The following is a 17,037-nucleotide window of genomic DNA, read 5'->3' on the forward strand; positions in this document are numbered from 1 at the left end:
CGGCGCCTGCAATACGGTGCGCGGTTCGGATCACATGCCCGGCACGTATTGGATCACCAGGTCGATGAGTTTGATGCCGGCGAAGGGCGCCACCAGGCCGCCCAGCCCGTAGATGCCCAGGTTGCGGCGGAGCAGGGCGTGGGCGGAGGCGGGCACGTAGCGCACACCGCGCAGGGCGAGCGGGATGAGGGCGACGATGACCAGGGCGTTGAAGACGATCGCGGAGGCGACGGCGGAGGTGGGGCTGTGCAGGCCCATGATGTTGAGCTTTTCCAGCCCCTCGTAGCCCGCCACACCGCCGAACATGGCGGGGACGATGGCGAAGTACTTGGCGACGTCGTTGCAGATGGAGAAGGTGGTCAGGGCGCCGCGGGTGATCAGCAGCTGTTTGCCGGTCTCGACGATCTCGATGAGCTTGGTCGGGTTCGAGTCGAGGTCGACCATGTTGCCGGCCTCCTTGGCGGCGGAGGTGCCGGTGTTCATGGCGACGCCGACGTCGGCCTGGGCGAGGGCGGGGGCGTCGTTGGTTCCGTCGCCGGTCATCGCCACCAGATTGCCGCCGGCCTGTTCGCGCTTGATGAGCGCCAGCTTCTCCTCGGGCGTGGCCTCGGCCAGGACGTCGTCGACGCCGGCCTCGGCCGCGATGGCCTTGGCGGTGAGCGGGTTGTCACCGGTGACCATGACGGTCCTGATGCCCATGGCGCGCAGTTCGGCGAACCGCTCGGCGATGCCGGGTTTGACGACGTCCTTCAGGTGAACGGCGCCCAGGACGCGGGCCCCCTCGCTGTCCTCCATGGCCACCAGGAGCGGCGTGCCGCCGCCGGCGGCGATGCCGTCGGCGATCCATCCGGCCTCCGCGGGCACCTCGCCGCCGCGCCGGGCGACCCACTCGGTGACCGCGCTGCCGGCGCCCTTGCGGATGCGGCAGAAGTCGCCCTGGTGATGGAAGTCGACGCCGCTCATGCGCGTCTGTGCGGAGAACGGCACGAAAACGCCGTGCGCGAGTTCCGCGGGCGCGTGCCGGATGCCGTACCGCTCGGCCAGGGCCACGATCGAGCGGCCCTCGGGCGTCTCGTCGGCCAGTGAGGACAACTGGGCGGCGTCCGCGAGCAGCTCGGCGGCAACACCGCGGACGGGCACGAAGGAGGCGGCCTGCCGGTTGCCCAGGGTGATGGTGCCGGTCTTGTCCAGCAGCAGGGTGCCCACGTCGCCCGCGGCCTCCACGGCCCGGCCGGAGAGGGCGATCACGTTGCGCTGGACGAGGCGGTCCATGCCGGCGATGCCGATGGCGGAGAGCAGAGCGCCGATGGTCGTCGGGATCAGCGTCACCAGCAGGGCCACCAGGACGGTGATCGACTGGGGAGCGCCCGACCAGCCGGCCATGGGCTGCAGCGAGACCACGGCCAGGATGAAGATCACGGTGAGCGCGGCGAGCAGGATGTTCAGCGCCAGCTCGTTGGGGGTCTTCTGCCGGCTGGTGCCCTCGACCAGGGCAATCATGCGGTCGAGGAAGGTGCTGCCGGAACGCGAGGTGATCCGCACGACGATCCGGTCGGAGAGCACCGTGGTGCCGCCGGTGACGCCGGACCGGTCGCCGCCGGCCTCCCTGATGACGGGGGCGGACTCGCCGGTGACCGCCGACTCGTCCACCGAGGCCACGCCGTCGACGACCTCGCCGTCGCCGGGGACGGTCTCGCCGGCGTCCACCACGACCACGTCGTGGGGGCGCAGGTCGGTGGCCTGCACCCGCTCCTCGTACCACTCGCGGCGGTCCATGCCGACCCGCCAGCTGCGCAGCCGGCGGGCGGTGGTGCTGCTGCGGGCGCGGCGCAGCGACTCCGCCTGTGCCCGGCCGCGGCCCTCGGCAACGGCCTCGGCCAGGTTGGCGAAGACGACAGTGAGCCAGAGCCAGGCGCTGATGAACCAGGTGAAGAACGACGGGTCGAGGATCGCCGAGAGTGTGGTGAGCGCCGAACCGACCTCGACCACGAACAGCACCGGGTGACGGACCATCACCCGGGGGTGCAGCTTGCGCACCGCCTCCGGCAGGGAGGTGAGCAGCTGGCGGGGTTCGACGACCCCGGCTCCCACCCGCCGGTGCCGGCGGTGTCCGCTGCGGCGCGCCGCGGGTGCGGGCGTCGGGGGCTGCTGCTGAGCGGTGTCCTGTCCCGGTACCAGGTGAAGCATCGGCGGTGTCGGCCTTCGGCAGTCGGTGAGGTGATCGGTCACCTCCAGCCAACCGGGCCGGGACACCGCGGGGCCGGGCCCTGACGCCTCCTTGTTGCGTTCGGGGCCCGGCCTTACGCCGCCTTTACGATCAGCCGCGCGCGGCGGCGATCTGGCGCGACATGATCGTCGTCAGCTCGTAGGCGGTGTGCGAGGCGGCGACGCAGGTGATCTCCGCGTGGTCGTACGCCGGGGCGACCTCGACGACGTCGGCGGAGACGAGGTTGCAGGAGGACAGACCGCGGATGATCTCCAGCAGCTCGCGGGAGGTCAGGCCGCCCGCCTCCGGGGTGCCGGTGCCGGGCGCGTGGGCCGGGTCCAGGACGTCGATGTCGATGGAGATGTACAGCGGGCGGTCGCCGACGCGCTGGCGCAGCTGGTCGGCGATCTCGTCCACGCCGCGGCGCATCACGTCGGCCGAGGTGACGATGCCGAAGCCCATCTTCTCGTCGTCGGTGAGGTCCTTCTTGCCGTACAGCGGGCCGCGCGTGCCGACGTGGGACAGCGCCTCGGTGTCGAGGATGCCCTCCTCGACGGCCCGGCGGAACGGCGTGCCGTGGGTGTACTCGGCGCCGAAGTAGGTGTCCCAGGTGTCGAGGTGCGCGTCGAAGTGCAGCAGCGCGACCGGGCCGTGCTTCTTGGCCACCGAGCGCAGCAGCGGCAGCGCGATGGTGTGGTCGCCGCCGAGCGTCATCATGCGGGCACCGGTGCCCAGCAGGTCGTCGGCCGCGGCCTCGATCGTCTCGACGGCCTCGTCGATGTTGAACGGGTTCGCGGCGATGTCGCCGGCGTCCGCGACCTGGGCCAGGGCGAAGGGGGAGGCGTCCTGCGCCGGGTTGTACGGGCGCAGCAGGCGGGAGGCCTCGCGGATGGCGTTGCCGCCGAAGCGGGCGCCGGGGCGGTAGGAGACGCCGGTGTCGAAGGGCACGCCGACGACGGCGACGTCGGCGGTGCCGACCTCGTCCAGGCGGGGCAGGCGGGCGAAGGTGGCCGGGCCGGCGTAGCGCGGGATGCGCGAGGAGTCGACGGGGCCGCGCGGTTCACGGGGGGCGGGGGTGCTCATGCTTCTCGGGCCTCTCGGATCACGGACGGGGCGCCGCCGGGTCACGGTCGCGTCAACGCGCGAACGGCTGGCGTGCTCGTACCCGAGGGTAGGCAGGGAGGCCGTGTGCGCACATGTACGGATGTGCAGGTCCGGCCTCGCCATATGGACACCGCGTCCATCGCGCCGACCGGGGGAGAATGGGTCCATGCCGATAGCACCCAGCCGCAGCGAACTGATCGACCACCTCGTCCGGACGCGCATCGCGGGGAACGTCGCCACCCCGCGGGAGAACAACCTGGAGCACTACCGCAGGCTCGCCCTCGGTGATCGTCACTACTGGTTCGGGCTGGAGTTCGGCGAGCGCTGGACGGACGAGCAGGACGTGCTCGCCGTCATGGCGGAGCGCTGCGGCGTCAGTGACGACGTGGAGCACCGCGCGGGCCAGGACACCATCGACCCCGAGCTGACGGTGGCCGCGCTGGAGCGGGCCGCGGCGTTCCTGCGCAAGGCGGCGGAGGGCCGCCGGCGGGTGCTGTTCGCCACCGGGCACCCCGGGGGGCTGCTGGACGTGCACCGCATGACGGCGGACGCGCTGCGGGCCGCCGGCTGCGAGATCCTCTCCGTCCCGGGCGGTCTGCGGGCGGACGACGGCGCCGTCCACCAGGTCGCGGGCGTGGCGGTGTACGAGCGCGGCGCGACGCTGTGGCACACGCACTCCCCGGCGCCGATGGCGGCGATCCTCGACGGGCTCGCGGCGTGCGGCCTGCCGCTGCCGGACCTGGTGGTCGCCGACCACGGTTGGGCCGGCTGCGCGGCCCAGCGCGGCATCGACGCGGTCGGGTACGCGGACTGCAACGACCCGGCGCTGTTCCTGGCGGAGGCGGAGGGCACGCTGCAGGTGGCGGTGCCGCTGGACGACCACGTACTGGACCCGCGGTTCTACGAGCCGATGACGGCGTACCTGCTGGACGCGGCGGGGCTGCAGTAGGGGACGGGCCCCGGCCGGGGCCCTTTCACTGTGGTGTGCGGCCGCGCAGGCCGTTCCAGCCGCGGATCACCAGCCACGAGCCGCCGTAGAGCACCGCCACCTCGAAGGCCCGCAGGGCGAGGCCCCAGCCGAGCCGGTCCAGGCCGGTCATCTCCAGCACGCGGCCGTGCGCGAAGAACGCCAGCACGATGCCCGCGGCCATCGCGACCGCTCCCCCTGCCATCAGCAGGGCTCGTCCGGCCGCTCCCATCGCGTTCCCCTCCCCTAGGAACCACGCGGTACGCGGATCAGTCCCTCCTGGATGACCGAGACCGCCAACCGCCCGTCCTGGGTGAAGATACGCCCCCGTGCCAGGCCGCGCCCGCCCTGGGCGGTGGGGCTCTCCTGGTCGTACAGCAGCCACTCGTCGGCGCGGAAGGGCCGGTGGAACCACATGGCGTGGTCCAGGCTCGCGCCCACGACGTCGCCGACCGCCCAGCCGCCCCGCCCGTGGGCGAGCAGGACCGAGTCCAGCAGGGTCATGTCGGAGACATAGGTGGCGAGCACGATGTGCAGCAGCGGATCGTCCGCCAGTTTGCCGTTGGTCCGGAACCAAACCTGCGACTTGGCCTCCCTCGGCTCGCCGACGCTCGCGAAGGGCGGCTCGTCGGCGTACCGCAGGTCGACGGCGGCGCGGGCTTCGAGGATGCGCTCGACGCGGTCCTGCCCGCCCAGGTGGGTGGCGTAGCGCGGCAGCATCTCGGCGGCCGTGGGAAGGGTGGAGGGGTCGGCGGCCGCCGGCATGGGCTCCTGGTGTTCGAGCCCCTCCTCGTGCGTCTGGAAGGACGCGGAGAGGTGGAAGATCGGCTGTCCGTGCTGGACGGCGACGACGCGGCGCGTGGTGAACGAGCGGCCGTCGCGGATGCGGTCGACGGTGTAGACGATGGGCACCGCGGGGTCGCCGGGGCGCAGGAAGTAGGAGTGCAGGGAGTGGGCCTGCCGGTCGCCGGGGACCGTGCGGCCCGCGGCGACCAGGGCCTGGGCGGCGACCTGGCCGCCGAAGACGCGCGGCACGAGGATGGGGCGGTCGGTGGTGCCGCGGAAGATGTTCTCCTCGATCGGTTCGAGGTCGAGGAGGGCGAGCAGGTCGTCGAGCGGGGTGGGGGGCTCGCCGGCGGTGGGGGGCTTGTTCATCACGGACCGCCTACAGACCCATCGACTTGGCGATGATCGAGCGCATGACCTCACTGGTGCCGCCGTAGATGCGGCTGACGCGGGTGTCGGCGTACAGGCGGGCGATCGGATACTCCATCATGTAGCCGTAACCGCCGTGCAACTGCAGGCACTTGTCGATGACGACGGCGGCGCGTTCGGTGGTGAAGAGCTTGGCGGAGGCGGCGTCGGCGGCCGTCAGCTCGCCGGCGTCGTGCGCTTCCAGGGCCCGGTCGACGACCGCCTGCATGGCGTCGACGTCGGCCTTGCAGTCGGCGAGGACGAACTTGGTGTTCTGGAAGGCGGCGACGGGCTGCCCGAAGACGGTGCGTTCGCGCACGTAGGTCTTGGCGAACTCCACGGCGGCGGCCGACTGCGCGTAGGCGGTGAAGGCGATGCCGAGCCGCTCCTGCGGGAGGTTGTGGGTGAGGTAGCCGAAGGCCTTGCCCTCCTCGCCGAGGAGGTCTTCGGCGGGCACCTTGACGTCGGTGAACGACAGCTCGGCGGTGTCGGAGGCCTGCAGGCCCAGCTTCTCCAGCTTGCGGCCGACGGCGTAGCCCTCGGAGGAGGTGTCGACGACGAGGAGGGAGATGCCGCCGCGCCGGTCCTCGGGGGTGGCGGGCGAGGTGCGGGCGCACACCAGGACGCGGTCCGCCTGCACACCGCCGGTGATGAAGGTCTTGGCGCCGTTGAGGACGTAGTGGGTGCCGTCCTGCGACAGGCGGGCGGTGGTGCGCATCCCGGCCAGGTCGGATCCGGTGCCCGGCTCGGTCATGGCGATGGCGGTCATCATGTCGCCGGAGACGAACGGCGGCAGCCAGCGCCGCTTCTGCTCCTCGGTGCCGTAGGTCAGCAGGTAGGGCAGGCACAGTGCGGTGTGCACGCTGCTGCCGCCGAAGCTGACCCCGGCGCGGGCGCACTCCTCGCTGATGACCGCCTGGTACTTGTACGTGCGCTGGCCGGCGCCGCCGTACTCCTCGGGCACCTCGATGCCGAAGACGCCGAGCTCGCCGAGTTTCTTGTAGAAGTCGCGCGGGACGGCCCCGGCCTCGCGCCACTCGTCGTAGTGCGGCACGACCTCGGCGGCGATGAAGGCGCGGATCGTCTCCCGGAAAGCTTCGTGGTCCTCGTTGAAGACGGTGCGGCGCATCGCGTCCCCTCCCCGGCTGTCGCTGTATAAGCGCTTGCTCAGCGCAAGCTACCGGCCGGTCAGGGGGCTGTCCAGATCCTTGCCCTCCGCGCGCGGCGGCCGGTCAGCGCGCGAGGGCGGCCAGCGCGCCCAGCGCCAGGCGGCGCAGCAGTGCGGCGGTGGCGTCCCGGCCGGGCAGGGCGCCGGGGCGGCCGAGGTGCGGGGTGGAGTTCAGCAGGCCGAAGACGGCGTGCACGGCGGCCCGCACCTCGGTCTCGGCGGCCTCGGGGTGCAGCCGGCGGACCACCTCGACCCACAGCTCCACGTACTGCCGCTGCAGGGAGCGCACCAGCTTGCGGTCGCTGTCGCGCAGCTGGCCCAGCTCCCGGTCGTGGAGCGTGATCAGGTCGCGGTCGTCGAGGGCGAAGTCGATGTGCCCGTCGATGAGCGAGTCGAGCACGGCGGCGGGATCCGCGCCCGCCTCCGCCGCCTCGGCCACCCGTCGCCGGCCGCCCGCGAAGAGCCGGCCGCTGATGCCCACCAGCAGCTCCGCCAGCATCGCGTCCTTGCCGGCGAAGTGCCGGTACAGGCCGGGGCCGCTGATGCCGACCGCGGCCCCTATCTCGTCCACCCCGACCCCGTGGAAGCCGCGCTCGGCGAAGAGCCGCGCGGCCTGCTGGAGGATCTGCTCGCGGCGGGAGGCGGCGGCCGGGGCGGCGGCGGTGCGGGTGCGGGGGGCTGCGTCGTTCACGAAAAACAATTCTAGACAGCGGCGTTAGTGCTCGTTAACCTGAAGCCAGATGTGTTAACGCTCATTAACCGAGCAAGGGAGCTCGAGGACATGCAGCAGGCACCGGTGCTCGGGAGCGCCGCCGATCCGGCGTCCGAGGCCTGGCGGGGCAACGAGGCCGCCCACCACGAGCTGGTGGCGCAGTTGCGGGCCAAGCTCGCCCGGGCCCGGCTGGGCGGGGGCGAGAAGGCGCGCGCACGGCACACCGCGCGCGGCAAGCTGCTGCCGCGCGACAGGGTGGACGCCCTGCTGGACGCGGGCTCGCCCTTCCTGGAGCTCGCACCCCTGGCGGCCGACGGGATGTACGGGGATGCCGCGCCGGCCGCGGGCGTGATCGCCGGCATCGGCCGGGTCTCCGGGCGCGAGGTGGTGGTCGTCGCCAACGACGCCACGGTCAAGGGCGGCACCTACTACCCCATGACCGTCAAGAAGCACCTGCGCGCGCAGGAGATCGCGCTGGAGAACCGGCTGCCCTGCCTGTACCTGGTGGACTCCGGCGGCGCCTTCCTGCCCATGCAGGACGAGGTCTTCCCCGACCGCGAGCACTTCGGCCGCATCTTCTACAACCAGGCGCGGATGTCCGGCGCCGGCATCCCGCAGATCGCGGCCGTGATGGGCTCGTGCACCGCCGGCGGCGCGTACGTCCCGGCGATGAGCGACGAGGCCGTGATCGTGCGCGATCAGGGCACGATCTTCCTCGGCGGCCCGCCGCTGGTGAAGGCGGCCACGGGCGAGGTCGTCACGGCCGAGGAGCTGGGCGGCGGCGAGGTCCACTCGCGGGTGTCGGGCGTCACCGACCACCTCGCCGAGAACGACGAGCACGCCCTGCGGATCGTGCGCACCATCGTCTCCACCCTCCCCCGCCGCGGTCCCCTGCCGTGGGCGGTGGAGCCGGTCGAGGAGCCGAAGGCCGACCCGGCCGGCCTGTACGGCGTGGTGCCGGTCGACCCGCGCACCCCGTACGACGTGCGCGAGGTCATCGCGCGCCTCGTCGACGGCTCGCGGTTCGCCGAGTTCAAGGCGGAGTTCGGGCAGACGCTGGTCACCGGCTTCGCCCGCATCCACGGCCACCCGGTGGGCATCGTCGCCAACAACGGCATCCTCTTCGCCGAATCCGCCCAGAAGGGCGCCCACTTCATCGAGCTGTGCGACCAGCGCGGCATACCCCTGCTGTTCCTGCAGAACATCTCCGGCTTCATGGTCGGCCGGCAGTACGAGGCGGGCGGCATCGCCAAGCACGGCGCGAAGATGGTCACCGCCGTGGCGTGCACGCGGGTGCCCAAGCTCACCGTCGTCATCGGCGGCTCCTACGGCGCCGGCAACTACTCGATGTGCGGCCGGGCCTACTCGCCCCGCTTCCTGTGGATGTGGCCCAACGCCAAGATCTCGGTGATGGGCGGCGAGCAGGCCGCTTCCGTGCTGGCCACGGTCAAGCGCGACCAGCTGGAGGCGCACGGCGAGCAGTGGAGCGCGCAGGACGAGGAGGCCTTCCGGGCCCCCATCCGCGACCAGTACGAACGCCAGGGCAACGCCTACTACGCGACCGCCCGGCTGTGGGACGACGGCGTCATCGACCCCCTGGAGACCCGGCAGGTGCTGGGTCTGGCCCTGACCGCGTGCGCCAACGCGCCGCTGCCGCAGCGCGACGGCACGGCGCCCGGCTACGGCGTCTTCCGGATGTGAGGCGGAGCATGTTCGACACTGTCCTGGTCGCCAACCGAGGCGAGATCGCCGTACGGGTCGTGCGCACCCTGCGCTCGCTCGGGATCCACTCGGTCGCCGTCTTCAGCGACGCGGACGCCGGCGCCCGCCATGTGCGCGAGGCCGACACCGCCGTGCGCATCGGCCCGGCGGCCGCCGCCGAGAGCTACCTGTCCATACCGCGCTTGATCGACGCCGCCGCCCGTACCGGCGCGCAGGCCGTCCACCCCGGCTACGGCTTCCTCGCCGAGAACGCCGCCTTCGCCCGCGCCTGCGCCGAGGCCGGCCTGGTCTTCATCGGCCCGCCGGCCGGTGCGATCGAGCTCATGGGCGACAAGATCCGCGCCAAGGAGACGGTCCGCGCGGCCGGTGTGCCGGTCGTGCCCGGCTCCTCGGGCAGCGGCCTGAGCGACGCCGAACTGGCGGCCGCCGCGCGCGGGATCGGCATGCCCGTGCTGCTCAAGCCCTCGGCGGGCGGCGGCGGCAAGGGCATGCGCCTGGTGCGCGAGGAGGCCGCGCTCGGCGAGGAGATCGCGGCGGCGCGGCGCGAGGCGCGCGGCTCCTTCGGCGACGACACCCTGCTCGTCGAGCGCTGGGTCGACCGGCCCCGGCACATCGAGATCCAGGTCCTCGCCGACGGCCACGGCCACGTCGTCCACCTCGGCGAGCGCGAGTGCTCGCTGCAGCGACGGCACCAGAAGATCATCGAGGAGGCGCCCTCCCCGTTCCTCGACGAGGCCACCCGGGCGGCGATGGGCGAGGCCGCGGTGCAGGCCGCGCGCTCCTGCGGGTACACGGGCGCGGGCACGGTCGAGTTCATCGTGCCCGGCAACGACCCCTCCTCCTACTACTTCATGGAGATGAACACCCGGCTCCAGGTCGAGCACCCGGTCACCGAGATGATCACCGGGCTGGACCTCGTCGAGTGGCAGATCCGCGTCGCCTCCGGCGAGCACCTGCCCCTCGCCCAGGAGGACGTCACGCTCACCGGGCACGCGGTGGAGGCCCGCATCTGTGCCGAGACGGCGCGCGTCACGGGCGACCGCGTCGACTTCCTGCCCTCGGCCGGCACGGTGCTGACCCTGCACGAACCGACGGGAGACGGCGTCCGCGTGGACTCCGGCCTCGCGGAGGGCATCGCCGTCGGCACGTCGTACGACCCCATGGTCGCCAAGGTCGTCGCCCACGGCCCGGACCGCGCCACGGCACTGCGCCGCCTGCGCGGCGCGCTGGCCCGCACGGTCGTGCTCGGCGTGGACACCAACGCCGCCTTCCTGCGACGCCTGCTGGGGCACCCGGCGGTGGTGGCGGGCGAGCTGGACACGGGCCTGGTGGACCGGGAGGCGGCGACGCTCGTACCGACGGAGGTGCCGCAGGAGGTGTACGTCGCGGGTGCGTTGCTGCGCCAGAGGGAGTTGTTCCCGCGCGAAGACCGGGGCCCGGTGGCTCCCGCGTGGGTGGACCCGTTCTCCGTGCCGACCGGCTGGCGCCTCGGCGGCGAGGCCGCCTGGACGCAGCATCACTTCCGCGTTCCGGGGCACGCGCCGGTGACGGTCCGCGTGCGCGGGGCGGCGACGGACGCGCAGTTCCTGCTGCCGCCGGCCACGGAGGGCGCCACCGAGGCCCCCCGCAGCGCGAAGCTGCTGCCCGCCACGGCGGGAGGGGGCGGGGCGGCGGAGATCAGCCTTGAGCTCGACGGCGTCACCCACGCCTTCACCGTCAGCCACGGTCCCGAGGGCACATGGCTCGCCGGTGCCGAAGGCGCATGGCACCTGCTCCCCCACGACCCGGTCGATGCCGGTCTGCACGGCGGCGCGGCCGGCGCGCACGCCGGGACGCTCACCGCGCCGATGCCCGGCACGGTCACCGTCGTCAAGGCCGCGGTCGGCGACGAGGTCGCCGCGGGGCAGAGCCTGCTCGTCGTCGAGGCCATGAAGATGGAGCACGTCATCGCCGCCCCGCACGCCGGCACCGTCACGGAGCTCGATGTCACGGCCGGCAGCACGGTGGCCATGGATCAGGTCCTGGCCGTGGTCACCCCGGTGGCGTCCGACAGTGAGGTGGAGTCATGACCCACGCCGCCCTGCCCATGGTCGTCCCCGACCCCGCGCTGCCCTCCCGGGTGCGCATTCACGAGGTGGGCCCGCGGGACGGCCTGCAGAACGAGAAGGCCGTCGTGCCGACGGAGGTGAAGGCGGAGTTCATTCACCGTCTCGCCGACGCCGGCCTGACGACGGTCGAGGCGACCAGCTTCGTGCGCCCCGAGTGGGTGCCGCAGCTGGCCGACGCCGAGCAGCTGATGCCGCAGCTGGCCGACCTGAAGGAGGGCGGCGTCCGCCTGCCCGTCCTCGTGCCGAACCGGCGCGGCCTGGACCGGGCCCTGGCCCTGGGGGCCCGGGAGATCGCCGTGTTCGGCAGCGCCACCGAGTCCTTCGCCAAGGCGAACCTCAATCGCACCGTCGACGAGTCGCTGGCGATGTTCGAGCCGGTCGTGGCGTCGGCGCGCGAGGCCGGGCTGGCGGTGCGCGGCTACCTCTCCATGTGCTTCGGCGATCCGTGGGAGGGCGCGGTGCCCGTCGGGCAGGTGGTCCGCGTCTGCCGCAGCCTGCTGGAGATGGGCTGTGACGAGCTGAGCCTGGGCGACACCATCGGTGTGGCCACGCCCGGGCACGTCGCCGCCCTGCTGACCGCGCTGAACGAGGCGGGCGTGCCCACCGGCCGGCTGGCCGTGCACTTCCACGACACCTACGGCCAGGCACTGGCCAACACCCTTGCCGCCCTCCGCCACGGAGTGACCACCGTCGACGCCTCCGCCGGCGGCCTGGGCGGCTGTCCGTACGCCAAGAGCGCCACCGGGAACCTCGCCACCGAGGACCTGGTGTGGATGCTCCACGGCCTCGGCATCTCGACCGGGGTCGACCTCGGCCGTCTCACCGCCACCAGCGTGTGGATGGCCGGCCGGCTGGGCCGCCCCAGCCCCTCCCGTACCGTGCGTGCCCTCTCCCACCAGGAGCCCTGAGTCATGTCGCTGGACCACCGCCTCTCCCCCGAGCACGAGGAACTCCGCCGCACGGTGGAGGAGTTCGCACACGACGTCGTCGCGCCCAAGATCGGCGACTATTACGAGCGCCACGAGTTCCCGTACGAGATCGTGCGGGAGATGGGCCGCATGGGTCTGTTCGGTCTGCCGTTCCCCGAGGAGTACGGCGGGATGGGCGGGGACTACCTGGCCCTGGGCCTGGCCCTGGAGGAGCTCGCCCGGGTGGACTCCTCGGTGGCGATCACGCTGGAGGCGGGCGTGTCGCTCGGCGCGATGCCCGTGTACCGCTTCGGCACCGAGGAGCAGAAGCGCACCTGGCTGCCGCGGCTGTGCTCCGGCGAGATGCTGGGCGCGTTCGGCCTGACCGAGCCGGACGGCGGCTCGGACGCCGGCGCCACCCGCACCACGGCCCGGCTGGACGAGGCGACGAACGAGTGGGTGATCAACGGCACCAAGTGCTTCATCACCAACTCCGGCACCGACATCACCGGCCTGGTCACGGTCACGGCGGTCACCGGCCACAAGCCGGACGGCAAGCCGCGGATCTCGGCGATCATCGTTCCCTCGGGCACGCCGGGCTTCACGGTCGCGGCCCCCTACTCCAAGGTGGGCTGGAACGCCTCGGACACCCGTGAGCTGTCCTTCTCGGACGTTCGCGTCCCGGCGGCGAACCTGCTGGGCGAGGAGGGCCGGGGCTACGCGCAGTTCCTGCAGATACTCGACGAGGGCCGCATCGCGATCTCGGCCCTGGCCACGGGGCTGGCCCAGGGCTGTGTCGACGAGTCCGTGACGTACGCGCGCACCCGCGAGGCGTTCGGGCGCCCGATCGGCGCGAACCAGGCCATCCAGTTCAAGATCGCGGACATGGAGATGCGGGCCCACACCGCCCGGCTGGCCTGGCGCGACGCGGCCTCCCGGCTGGTGCACGGGGAGCCGTTCAAGAAGCAGGCCGCGCTGGCGAAGCTGTACTCGTCGGAGATCGCGGTCACCAATGCCCGCGAGGCCACCCAGATCCACGGCGGCTACGGCTTCATGAACGAGTACCCCGTGGCCCGCATGTGGCGGGACTCCAAGATCCTGGAGATCGGCGAGGGCACGAGCGAGGTGCAGCGCATGCTGATCGCCCGCGAGCTGGGCCTGCCGGCGTGATGAGCGCCACGCCCCGCCGCCCTTCCCGGTGATCGTTACGCGCGGAATCCGCCCTTCCTGAGGCTTTTCCCGCGTTTCTCACCACATTCGCTAGCCATCCTGCCCGATATCGGGCAGGATTCTTGCGAAACCCCCTCCCAGCCCTCAATATCGACGGGTGCTCGAACGCCGCATGTCCCACGACGACCTGGTCGACCACCTGGTGCGCAGCACACCGCTCCAGCGCGGTGAGGCGGCCCGGGTGGTGCTGGACGTGCTGGCGTACTTCGACGAGACGACCGAGGAGTTCGTGCGCCGCCGCCACCGCGAGCTTCAGTCCGGTGGACTGAACAACGCGGAGATCTTCGAGCGCATCGCGGCCGAACTGCCGCACCGTGCGGTGGCGCCACCGGAGCTCTCGCTGCGGCAGCTGCGCCGCATCGTCTACGGCTGACCGGCCGGGACACCCGGGGCTCCCGGTGGCACCGCACGGCCACCGGAGCAGCTCACCGCCGATCGCCGGAATGCGACGTCGGGCACCTCGAACGCCTACTTGGGAGGGTCACCTATGTGTGGAATCGTCGGCTACATCGGCAAGCGCGATGTCGCCCCGCTGCTGCTGGAGGGGCTGCAGCGGCTGGAGTACCGCGGCTACGACTCCGCGGGCATCGCCCTGCACGCCGGCGGCAAGACCGGCGGTCTGAAGAGCGCCAAGGCCAAGGGCCGCGTCCGTGAGCTGGAGGCCCGTCTGCCCAAGCGCTTCAACGGCACCACCGGCATCGCCCACACCCGCTGGGCCACCCACGGCGCGCCGAACGACGTCAACGCCCACCCGCACCTCGACGCCGAGGAGAAGGTGGCCGTCGTCCACAACGGCATCATCGACAACGCCGCCGAGCTGCGCACCCGCCTGAGCGCCGACGGCTTCACCTTCGTGTCCGACACCGACACCGAGGTCCTGGTCCACCTGATCGCCCGCTCCGAGGCCGCCACGCTGGAGGAGAAGGTCCGCGAGGCGCTGCGCCACATCGAGGGCACCTACGGCATCGCCGTCCTGCACGCCGACTTCCCGGACCGCATCGTCGTCGCCCGCAACGGCTCGCCCGTCGTGCTCGGCATAGGCGAGAAGGAGATGTTCGTCTCCTCCGACGTCGCCGCGCTGGTCTCCCACACCCGCCAGGTCGTCACCCTCGACGACGGCGAGATGGCCACCCTCAAGGCGGACGACTACCGCACCTACACCACCGAGGGCTCCCGCACCTCCGCCCAGCCGACCACCGTGGAGTGGGAAGCCGAGTCGTACGACATGGGCGGCCACGACACGTACATGCACAAGGAGATCCACGAGCAGGCCGACGCCGTGGACCGCGCGCTGCGCGGCCGCATCGACGACCGCTTCTCCACCGTGCACCTGGGCGGCCTGAACCTCGACGCCCGTGACGCCCGCGCCGTGCGCCGGGTGAAGATCCTGGGCTGCGGCACCTCGTACCACGCCGGCCAGATCGGCGCCCAGATGATCGAGGAGCTCGCCCGCATCCCCGCGGACGCCGAGCCGGCCTCCGAGTTCCGCTACCGCAACCCGGTCGTGGACCCCGACACCCTCTACATCGCGGTGTCGCAGTCCGGTGAGACCTACGACGTGCTCGCCGCCGTCCAGGAGCTCAAGCGCAAGGGCGCCCGCGTCCTCGGCCTGGTCAACGTGGTCGGCTCCGCGATCGCCCGGGAGACCGACGGCGGCATCTACGTCCACGCCGGCCCCGAGGTCTGCGTGGTCTCCACCAAGTGCTTCACCAACATGGTGGTCTCCTTCGGCCTGCTGGCCCTGCACCTGGGCCGCACCCGCGACCTGTCCGTCGCCGACGGCAAGCGGATCATCGAGGGCCTGCGCAAGCTGCCCGGCCAGATCGAGGAGATCCTGGCGAACGAGGCGCAGATCGAGGAGCTGGCCAAGGAGTACGCGGACGCCAAGTCGATGATGTTCATCGGCCGTGTCCGGGGCTACCCGGTGGCCCGCGAGGCCTCGCTGAAGCTGAAGGAGGTCTCGTACATCCACGCCGAGGCCTACCCGGCCTCCGAGCTCAAGCACGGCCCGCTGGCCCTGATCGAGCCGGCCATGCCGACCGTGGCGATCGTGCCGGACGACGAGCTGCTGGAGAAGAACCGCGCCGCGCTGGAGGAGATCAAGGCCCGCAGCGGCCGCATCCTCGCCGTCGCGCACCAGGAGCAGGAGAAGGCCGACCACACGATCGTCGTGCCGAAGAACGAGGACGAGCTGGACTCCATCCTGATGGGCATCCCGCTGCAGCTCTTCGCGTACTACACGGCCAAGGCCATGGGCCGCGACATCGACAAGCCGCGCAACCTGGCGAAGTCGGTCACCGTCGAGTAGTCGGCACCGGCCCCTCAAGGCTCTCGTACCTGTCCGCACCTGTCCGCGACAGGTCCGAGAGGACGGCCCTTCCCACGCGTGCCACCACACGCCGGGGAGGGCCGCTCCCTTTTTACGGAACGACCAGATCCGGGAACGACCAGGTCCCCGGAACGACCGGGTCCCCGGAACGACCGGGTCTACGGAATGACCACGACCGGGCGCTGGGCGCGGCGCGCGAGCCGGCCCGCCACGGAGCCGAAGATCCGCCCGACCAGCCCGTGCGTGGAGCCGACCACGATGGCGTCGGCGGCGTACTCCCGGCCGACCTCCTCCAGCTCGTGGCAGATGTCCCCGCCGCGCTCGACCAGGATCCAGGGCACCTCGGAGAGGTAGTCCGCGCAGGCCAGCTCCAGGCCCAGGACCTCGGTGCGGTGGTCGGGCACGTCCACGAAGACGGGGGGCTCGCAGCCCGCCCAGACGGTGGTCGGCAGCCGGTTGGCCACATGGACGATGATCAGCCCCGAGCCCGCTCGCCGGGCCATACCGATTGCATACGCAAGCGCTCGTTCACTCGACGTGGAACCGTCGAAGCCCACCACGACACCGTGCTGGAACGCCGGATCGCAGGAATGACGTGTTTCTTCCGCCGCTTCGGGATGCGCCGTCTGATCGGCGATCCGCTTGCGGTCCGCGGGTTCGGAGAATTCGTGACCGGCCATCGGTGTCTCGGCGAAGGAAGCCTCTGATCGAGGGGATCGGCGGGTGGACTGGTTGGAGTTGTCGAGGGGAGTGCCCGTCGATGGACCCCGGGTGGATCGCGGAGCGACCGGAGGGATCTTGGACGGCCAAATCCGTCCGGGATTCATCTTTTCAAGCGCTTACCCCCAGGGTACGGCGGTACTCGCCCCCTGCCCAGGGAGTGCCGGGCGGGCACGGACCCCCGTGGGCGTTCCCCGGAGCATGCACGAGCGCGGCGCGTAGCGCAATGGCCCGGACTGCCCCTCCCGGGCCCGCCGCGGCAGTGACCCGCGGCCCCGGCGCGGCGTTGTAGTACCGCCAGCAGCCGCCACCAGGGAGCCGTTCCGTGCCCGCACGCCGTGATGACGACCGCGAGGAAGCCCCCGAGGGGCCGTCCCCCGATCCGGTGAGCGATGTGGTCCGCTGGGCGGCGTTCAGCTGCGCCCTCGTGCCCGTCGTGCTGCTGATGTGCGGTCAGTCCTTCGGCGGTGCGGCCGGCACGGCGGCCGGTCTGGTGGCGCTCACGTGCGTCTGCCACGCCCTGCTGCGCCAGTCCGAGCGCACCGCCGCCAGGGTGTCCACGGAAAGCTCGGTTCCGCACCGCGGCCGGCACGGCCGGACGGGCAGCGGGAGCCATCGCGGAGCGCGTCATCCGGGCACCGGTAGCTCCGCGGACTGACCCCCTCGCAC

General features: G+C 72.2%; 15 protein-coding genes. 8 read left to right on the forward strand and 7 right to left on the reverse strand.

Annotated features, from left to right (window positions below; genetic code table 11):
• Positions 1-30: 30 nt before the first annotated feature.
• Positions 31-2,187 carry a potassium-transporting ATPase subunit KdpB gene (kdpB, locus tag ABD361_RS09580; protein ID WP_344434447.1) on the reverse strand — a complete coding sequence of 719 codons (2,157 nt, stop codon included), beginning with the start codon at positions 2,185-2,187 and terminating at the stop codon, positions 31-33.
• A gap of 130 nt (positions 2,188-2,317) precedes the next feature.
• Positions 2,318-3,289 (reverse strand): agmatinase, encoded by a 972-nt coding sequence (speB, locus tag ABD361_RS09585; RefSeq protein WP_344434449.1) that lies wholly within the window; start codon positions 3,287-3,289, stop codon positions 2,318-2,320.
• 187 nt (positions 3,290-3,476) lie between these two features.
• On the opposite strand from speB, the gene ABD361_RS09590 reads away from it, so the two are divergent.
• Complete coding sequence (locus ABD361_RS09590) at positions 3,477-4,259, forward strand: phosphatase (RefSeq protein WP_344434450.1); 783 nt, start codon at positions 3,477-3,479, stop codon at positions 4,257-4,259.
• Between the two features lie 25 nt (positions 4,260-4,284).
• On the opposite strand, the gene ABD361_RS09595 is transcribed toward ABD361_RS09590, so the two are convergent.
• The 4 genes from ABD361_RS09595 to ABD361_RS09610 form a co-directional block, all read right to left on the reverse strand.
• Complete coding sequence (locus ABD361_RS09595; RefSeq protein ID WP_344434451.1) at positions 4,285-4,509, reverse strand: hypothetical protein; 225 nt, start codon at positions 4,507-4,509, stop codon at positions 4,285-4,287.
• A 14-nt stretch (positions 4,510-4,523) separates the two neighbouring features.
• Positions 4,524-5,432, reverse strand: a complete 909-nt coding sequence (gene tesB / locus ABD361_RS09600) for an acyl-CoA thioesterase II (RefSeq protein WP_344434452.1) — start codon at positions 5,430-5,432, stop codon at positions 4,524-4,526.
• 10 nt (positions 5,433-5,442) lie between these two features.
• A complete protein-coding gene (locus ABD361_RS09605; RefSeq protein ID WP_344434453.1) occupies positions 5,443-6,600 on the reverse strand; it encodes an acyl-CoA dehydrogenase family protein in 1,158 nt (385 codons plus the stop codon).
• Positions 6,601-6,703: 103 nt separating this feature from the next.
• On the reverse strand, positions 6,704-7,330 hold the full coding sequence (locus ABD361_RS09610; protein WP_344434454.1) for an SACE_7040 family transcriptional regulator: 627 nt from the start codon (positions 7,328-7,330) through the stop codon (positions 6,704-6,706).
• Between the two features lie 90 nt (positions 7,331-7,420).
• Between ABD361_RS09610 and ABD361_RS09615 the strand changes: the two genes are divergently transcribed.
• From ABD361_RS09615 to glmS, 6 genes are all read left to right on the forward strand, one after another.
• Positions 7,421-9,052, forward strand: coding sequence for a carboxyl transferase domain-containing protein (locus ABD361_RS09615; RefSeq protein WP_344434455.1), 1,632 nt, complete (start codon positions 7,421-7,423; stop codon positions 9,050-9,052).
• Between the two features lie 8 nt (positions 9,053-9,060).
• Positions 9,061-11,142 carry an ATP-binding protein gene (locus tag ABD361_RS09620; RefSeq protein WP_344434456.1) on the forward strand — a complete coding sequence of 694 codons (2,082 nt, stop codon included), beginning with the start codon at positions 9,061-9,063 and terminating at the stop codon, positions 11,140-11,142.
• Positions 11,139-12,089, forward strand: a complete 951-nt coding sequence (locus ABD361_RS09625) for a hydroxymethylglutaryl-CoA lyase (RefSeq protein WP_344434457.1) — start codon at positions 11,139-11,141, stop codon at positions 12,087-12,089. The genes ABD361_RS09620 and ABD361_RS09625 overlap by 4 nt, the downstream gene beginning before the upstream one ends.
• A gap of 9 nt (positions 12,090-12,098) precedes the next feature.
• Positions 12,099-13,259: an acyl-CoA dehydrogenase family protein gene (locus tag ABD361_RS09630; protein WP_344434607.1), complete on the forward strand. Its 1,161-nt coding sequence runs from the start codon at positions 12,099-12,101 to the stop codon at positions 13,257-13,259.
• Positions 13,260-13,416: 157 nt separating this feature from the next.
• Entirely contained in the window at positions 13,417-13,692 is a 276-nt protein-coding gene (locus ABD361_RS09635; protein WP_190128819.1) for a hypothetical protein, read from the forward strand.
• Positions 13,693-13,806: 114 nt separating this feature from the next.
• Positions 13,807-15,627, forward strand: a complete 1,821-nt coding sequence (gene glmS / locus ABD361_RS09640) for a glutamine--fructose-6-phosphate transaminase (isomerizing) (protein ID WP_344434458.1) — start codon at positions 13,807-13,809, stop codon at positions 15,625-15,627.
• A gap of 179 nt (positions 15,628-15,806) precedes the next feature.
• Here the strand turns inward: glmS and ABD361_RS09645 are convergent, their stop codons facing one another.
• Positions 15,807-16,328, reverse strand: a complete 522-nt coding sequence (locus tag ABD361_RS09645; protein WP_344434459.1) for a universal stress protein — start codon at positions 16,326-16,328, stop codon at positions 15,807-15,809.
• Between the two features lie 365 nt (positions 16,329-16,693).
• On the opposite strand from ABD361_RS09645, the gene ABD361_RS09650 reads away from it, so the two are divergent.
• Entirely contained in the window at positions 16,694-17,026 is a 333-nt protein-coding gene (locus tag ABD361_RS09650; protein ID WP_344434460.1) for a hypothetical protein, read from the forward strand.
• Positions 17,027-17,037: the final 11 nt, after the last annotated feature.

The sequence above is a fragment of the Streptomyces luteosporeus genome, from assembly GCF_039532865.1.
GTDB classification, from domain to species: domain Bacteria; phylum Actinomycetota; class Actinomycetes; order Streptomycetales; family Streptomycetaceae; genus Streptomyces; species Streptomyces luteosporeus.

Excerpts from the sequence above, each read along its gene's own strand:
- ABD361_RS09620 (WP_344434456.1), top strand. The coding sequence starts at position 9,061 with ATGTTCGACACTGTCCTGGTCGCCAACCGAGGCGAGATCGCCGTACGG.
- ABD361_RS09645 (WP_344434459.1), bottom strand. The coding sequence starts at position 16,328 with ATGGCCGGTCACGAATTCTCCGAACCCGCGGACCGCAAGCGGATCGCC.
- speB (WP_344434449.1), bottom strand. The coding sequence starts at position 3,289 with ATGAGCACCCCCGCCCCCCGTGAACCGCGCGGCCCCGTCGACTCCTCG.
- ABD361_RS09590 (WP_344434450.1), top strand. The coding sequence starts at position 3,477 with ATGCCGATAGCACCCAGCCGCAGCGAACTGATCGACCACCTCGTCCGG.
- tesB (WP_344434452.1), bottom strand. The coding sequence starts at position 5,432 with ATGAACAAGCCCCCCACCGCCGGCGAGCCCCCCACCCCGCTCGACGAC.
- ABD361_RS09615 (WP_344434455.1), top strand. The coding sequence starts at position 7,421 with ATGCAGCAGGCACCGGTGCTCGGGAGCGCCGCCGATCCGGCGTCCGAG.
- glmS (WP_344434458.1), top strand. The coding sequence starts at position 13,807 with ATGTGTGGAATCGTCGGCTACATCGGCAAGCGCGATGTCGCCCCGCTG.
- ABD361_RS09595 (WP_344434451.1), bottom strand. The coding sequence starts at position 4,509 with ATGGGAGCGGCCGGACGAGCCCTGCTGATGGCAGGGGGAGCGGTCGCG.
- kdpB (WP_344434447.1), bottom strand. The coding sequence starts at position 2,187 with ATGCTTCACCTGGTACCGGGACAGGACACCGCTCAGCAGCAGCCCCCG.
- ABD361_RS09625 (WP_344434457.1), top strand. The coding sequence starts at position 11,139 with ATGACCCACGCCGCCCTGCCCATGGTCGTCCCCGACCCCGCGCTGCCC.
- ABD361_RS09605 (WP_344434453.1), bottom strand. The coding sequence starts at position 6,600 with ATGCGCCGCACCGTCTTCAACGAGGACCACGAAGCTTTCCGGGAGACG.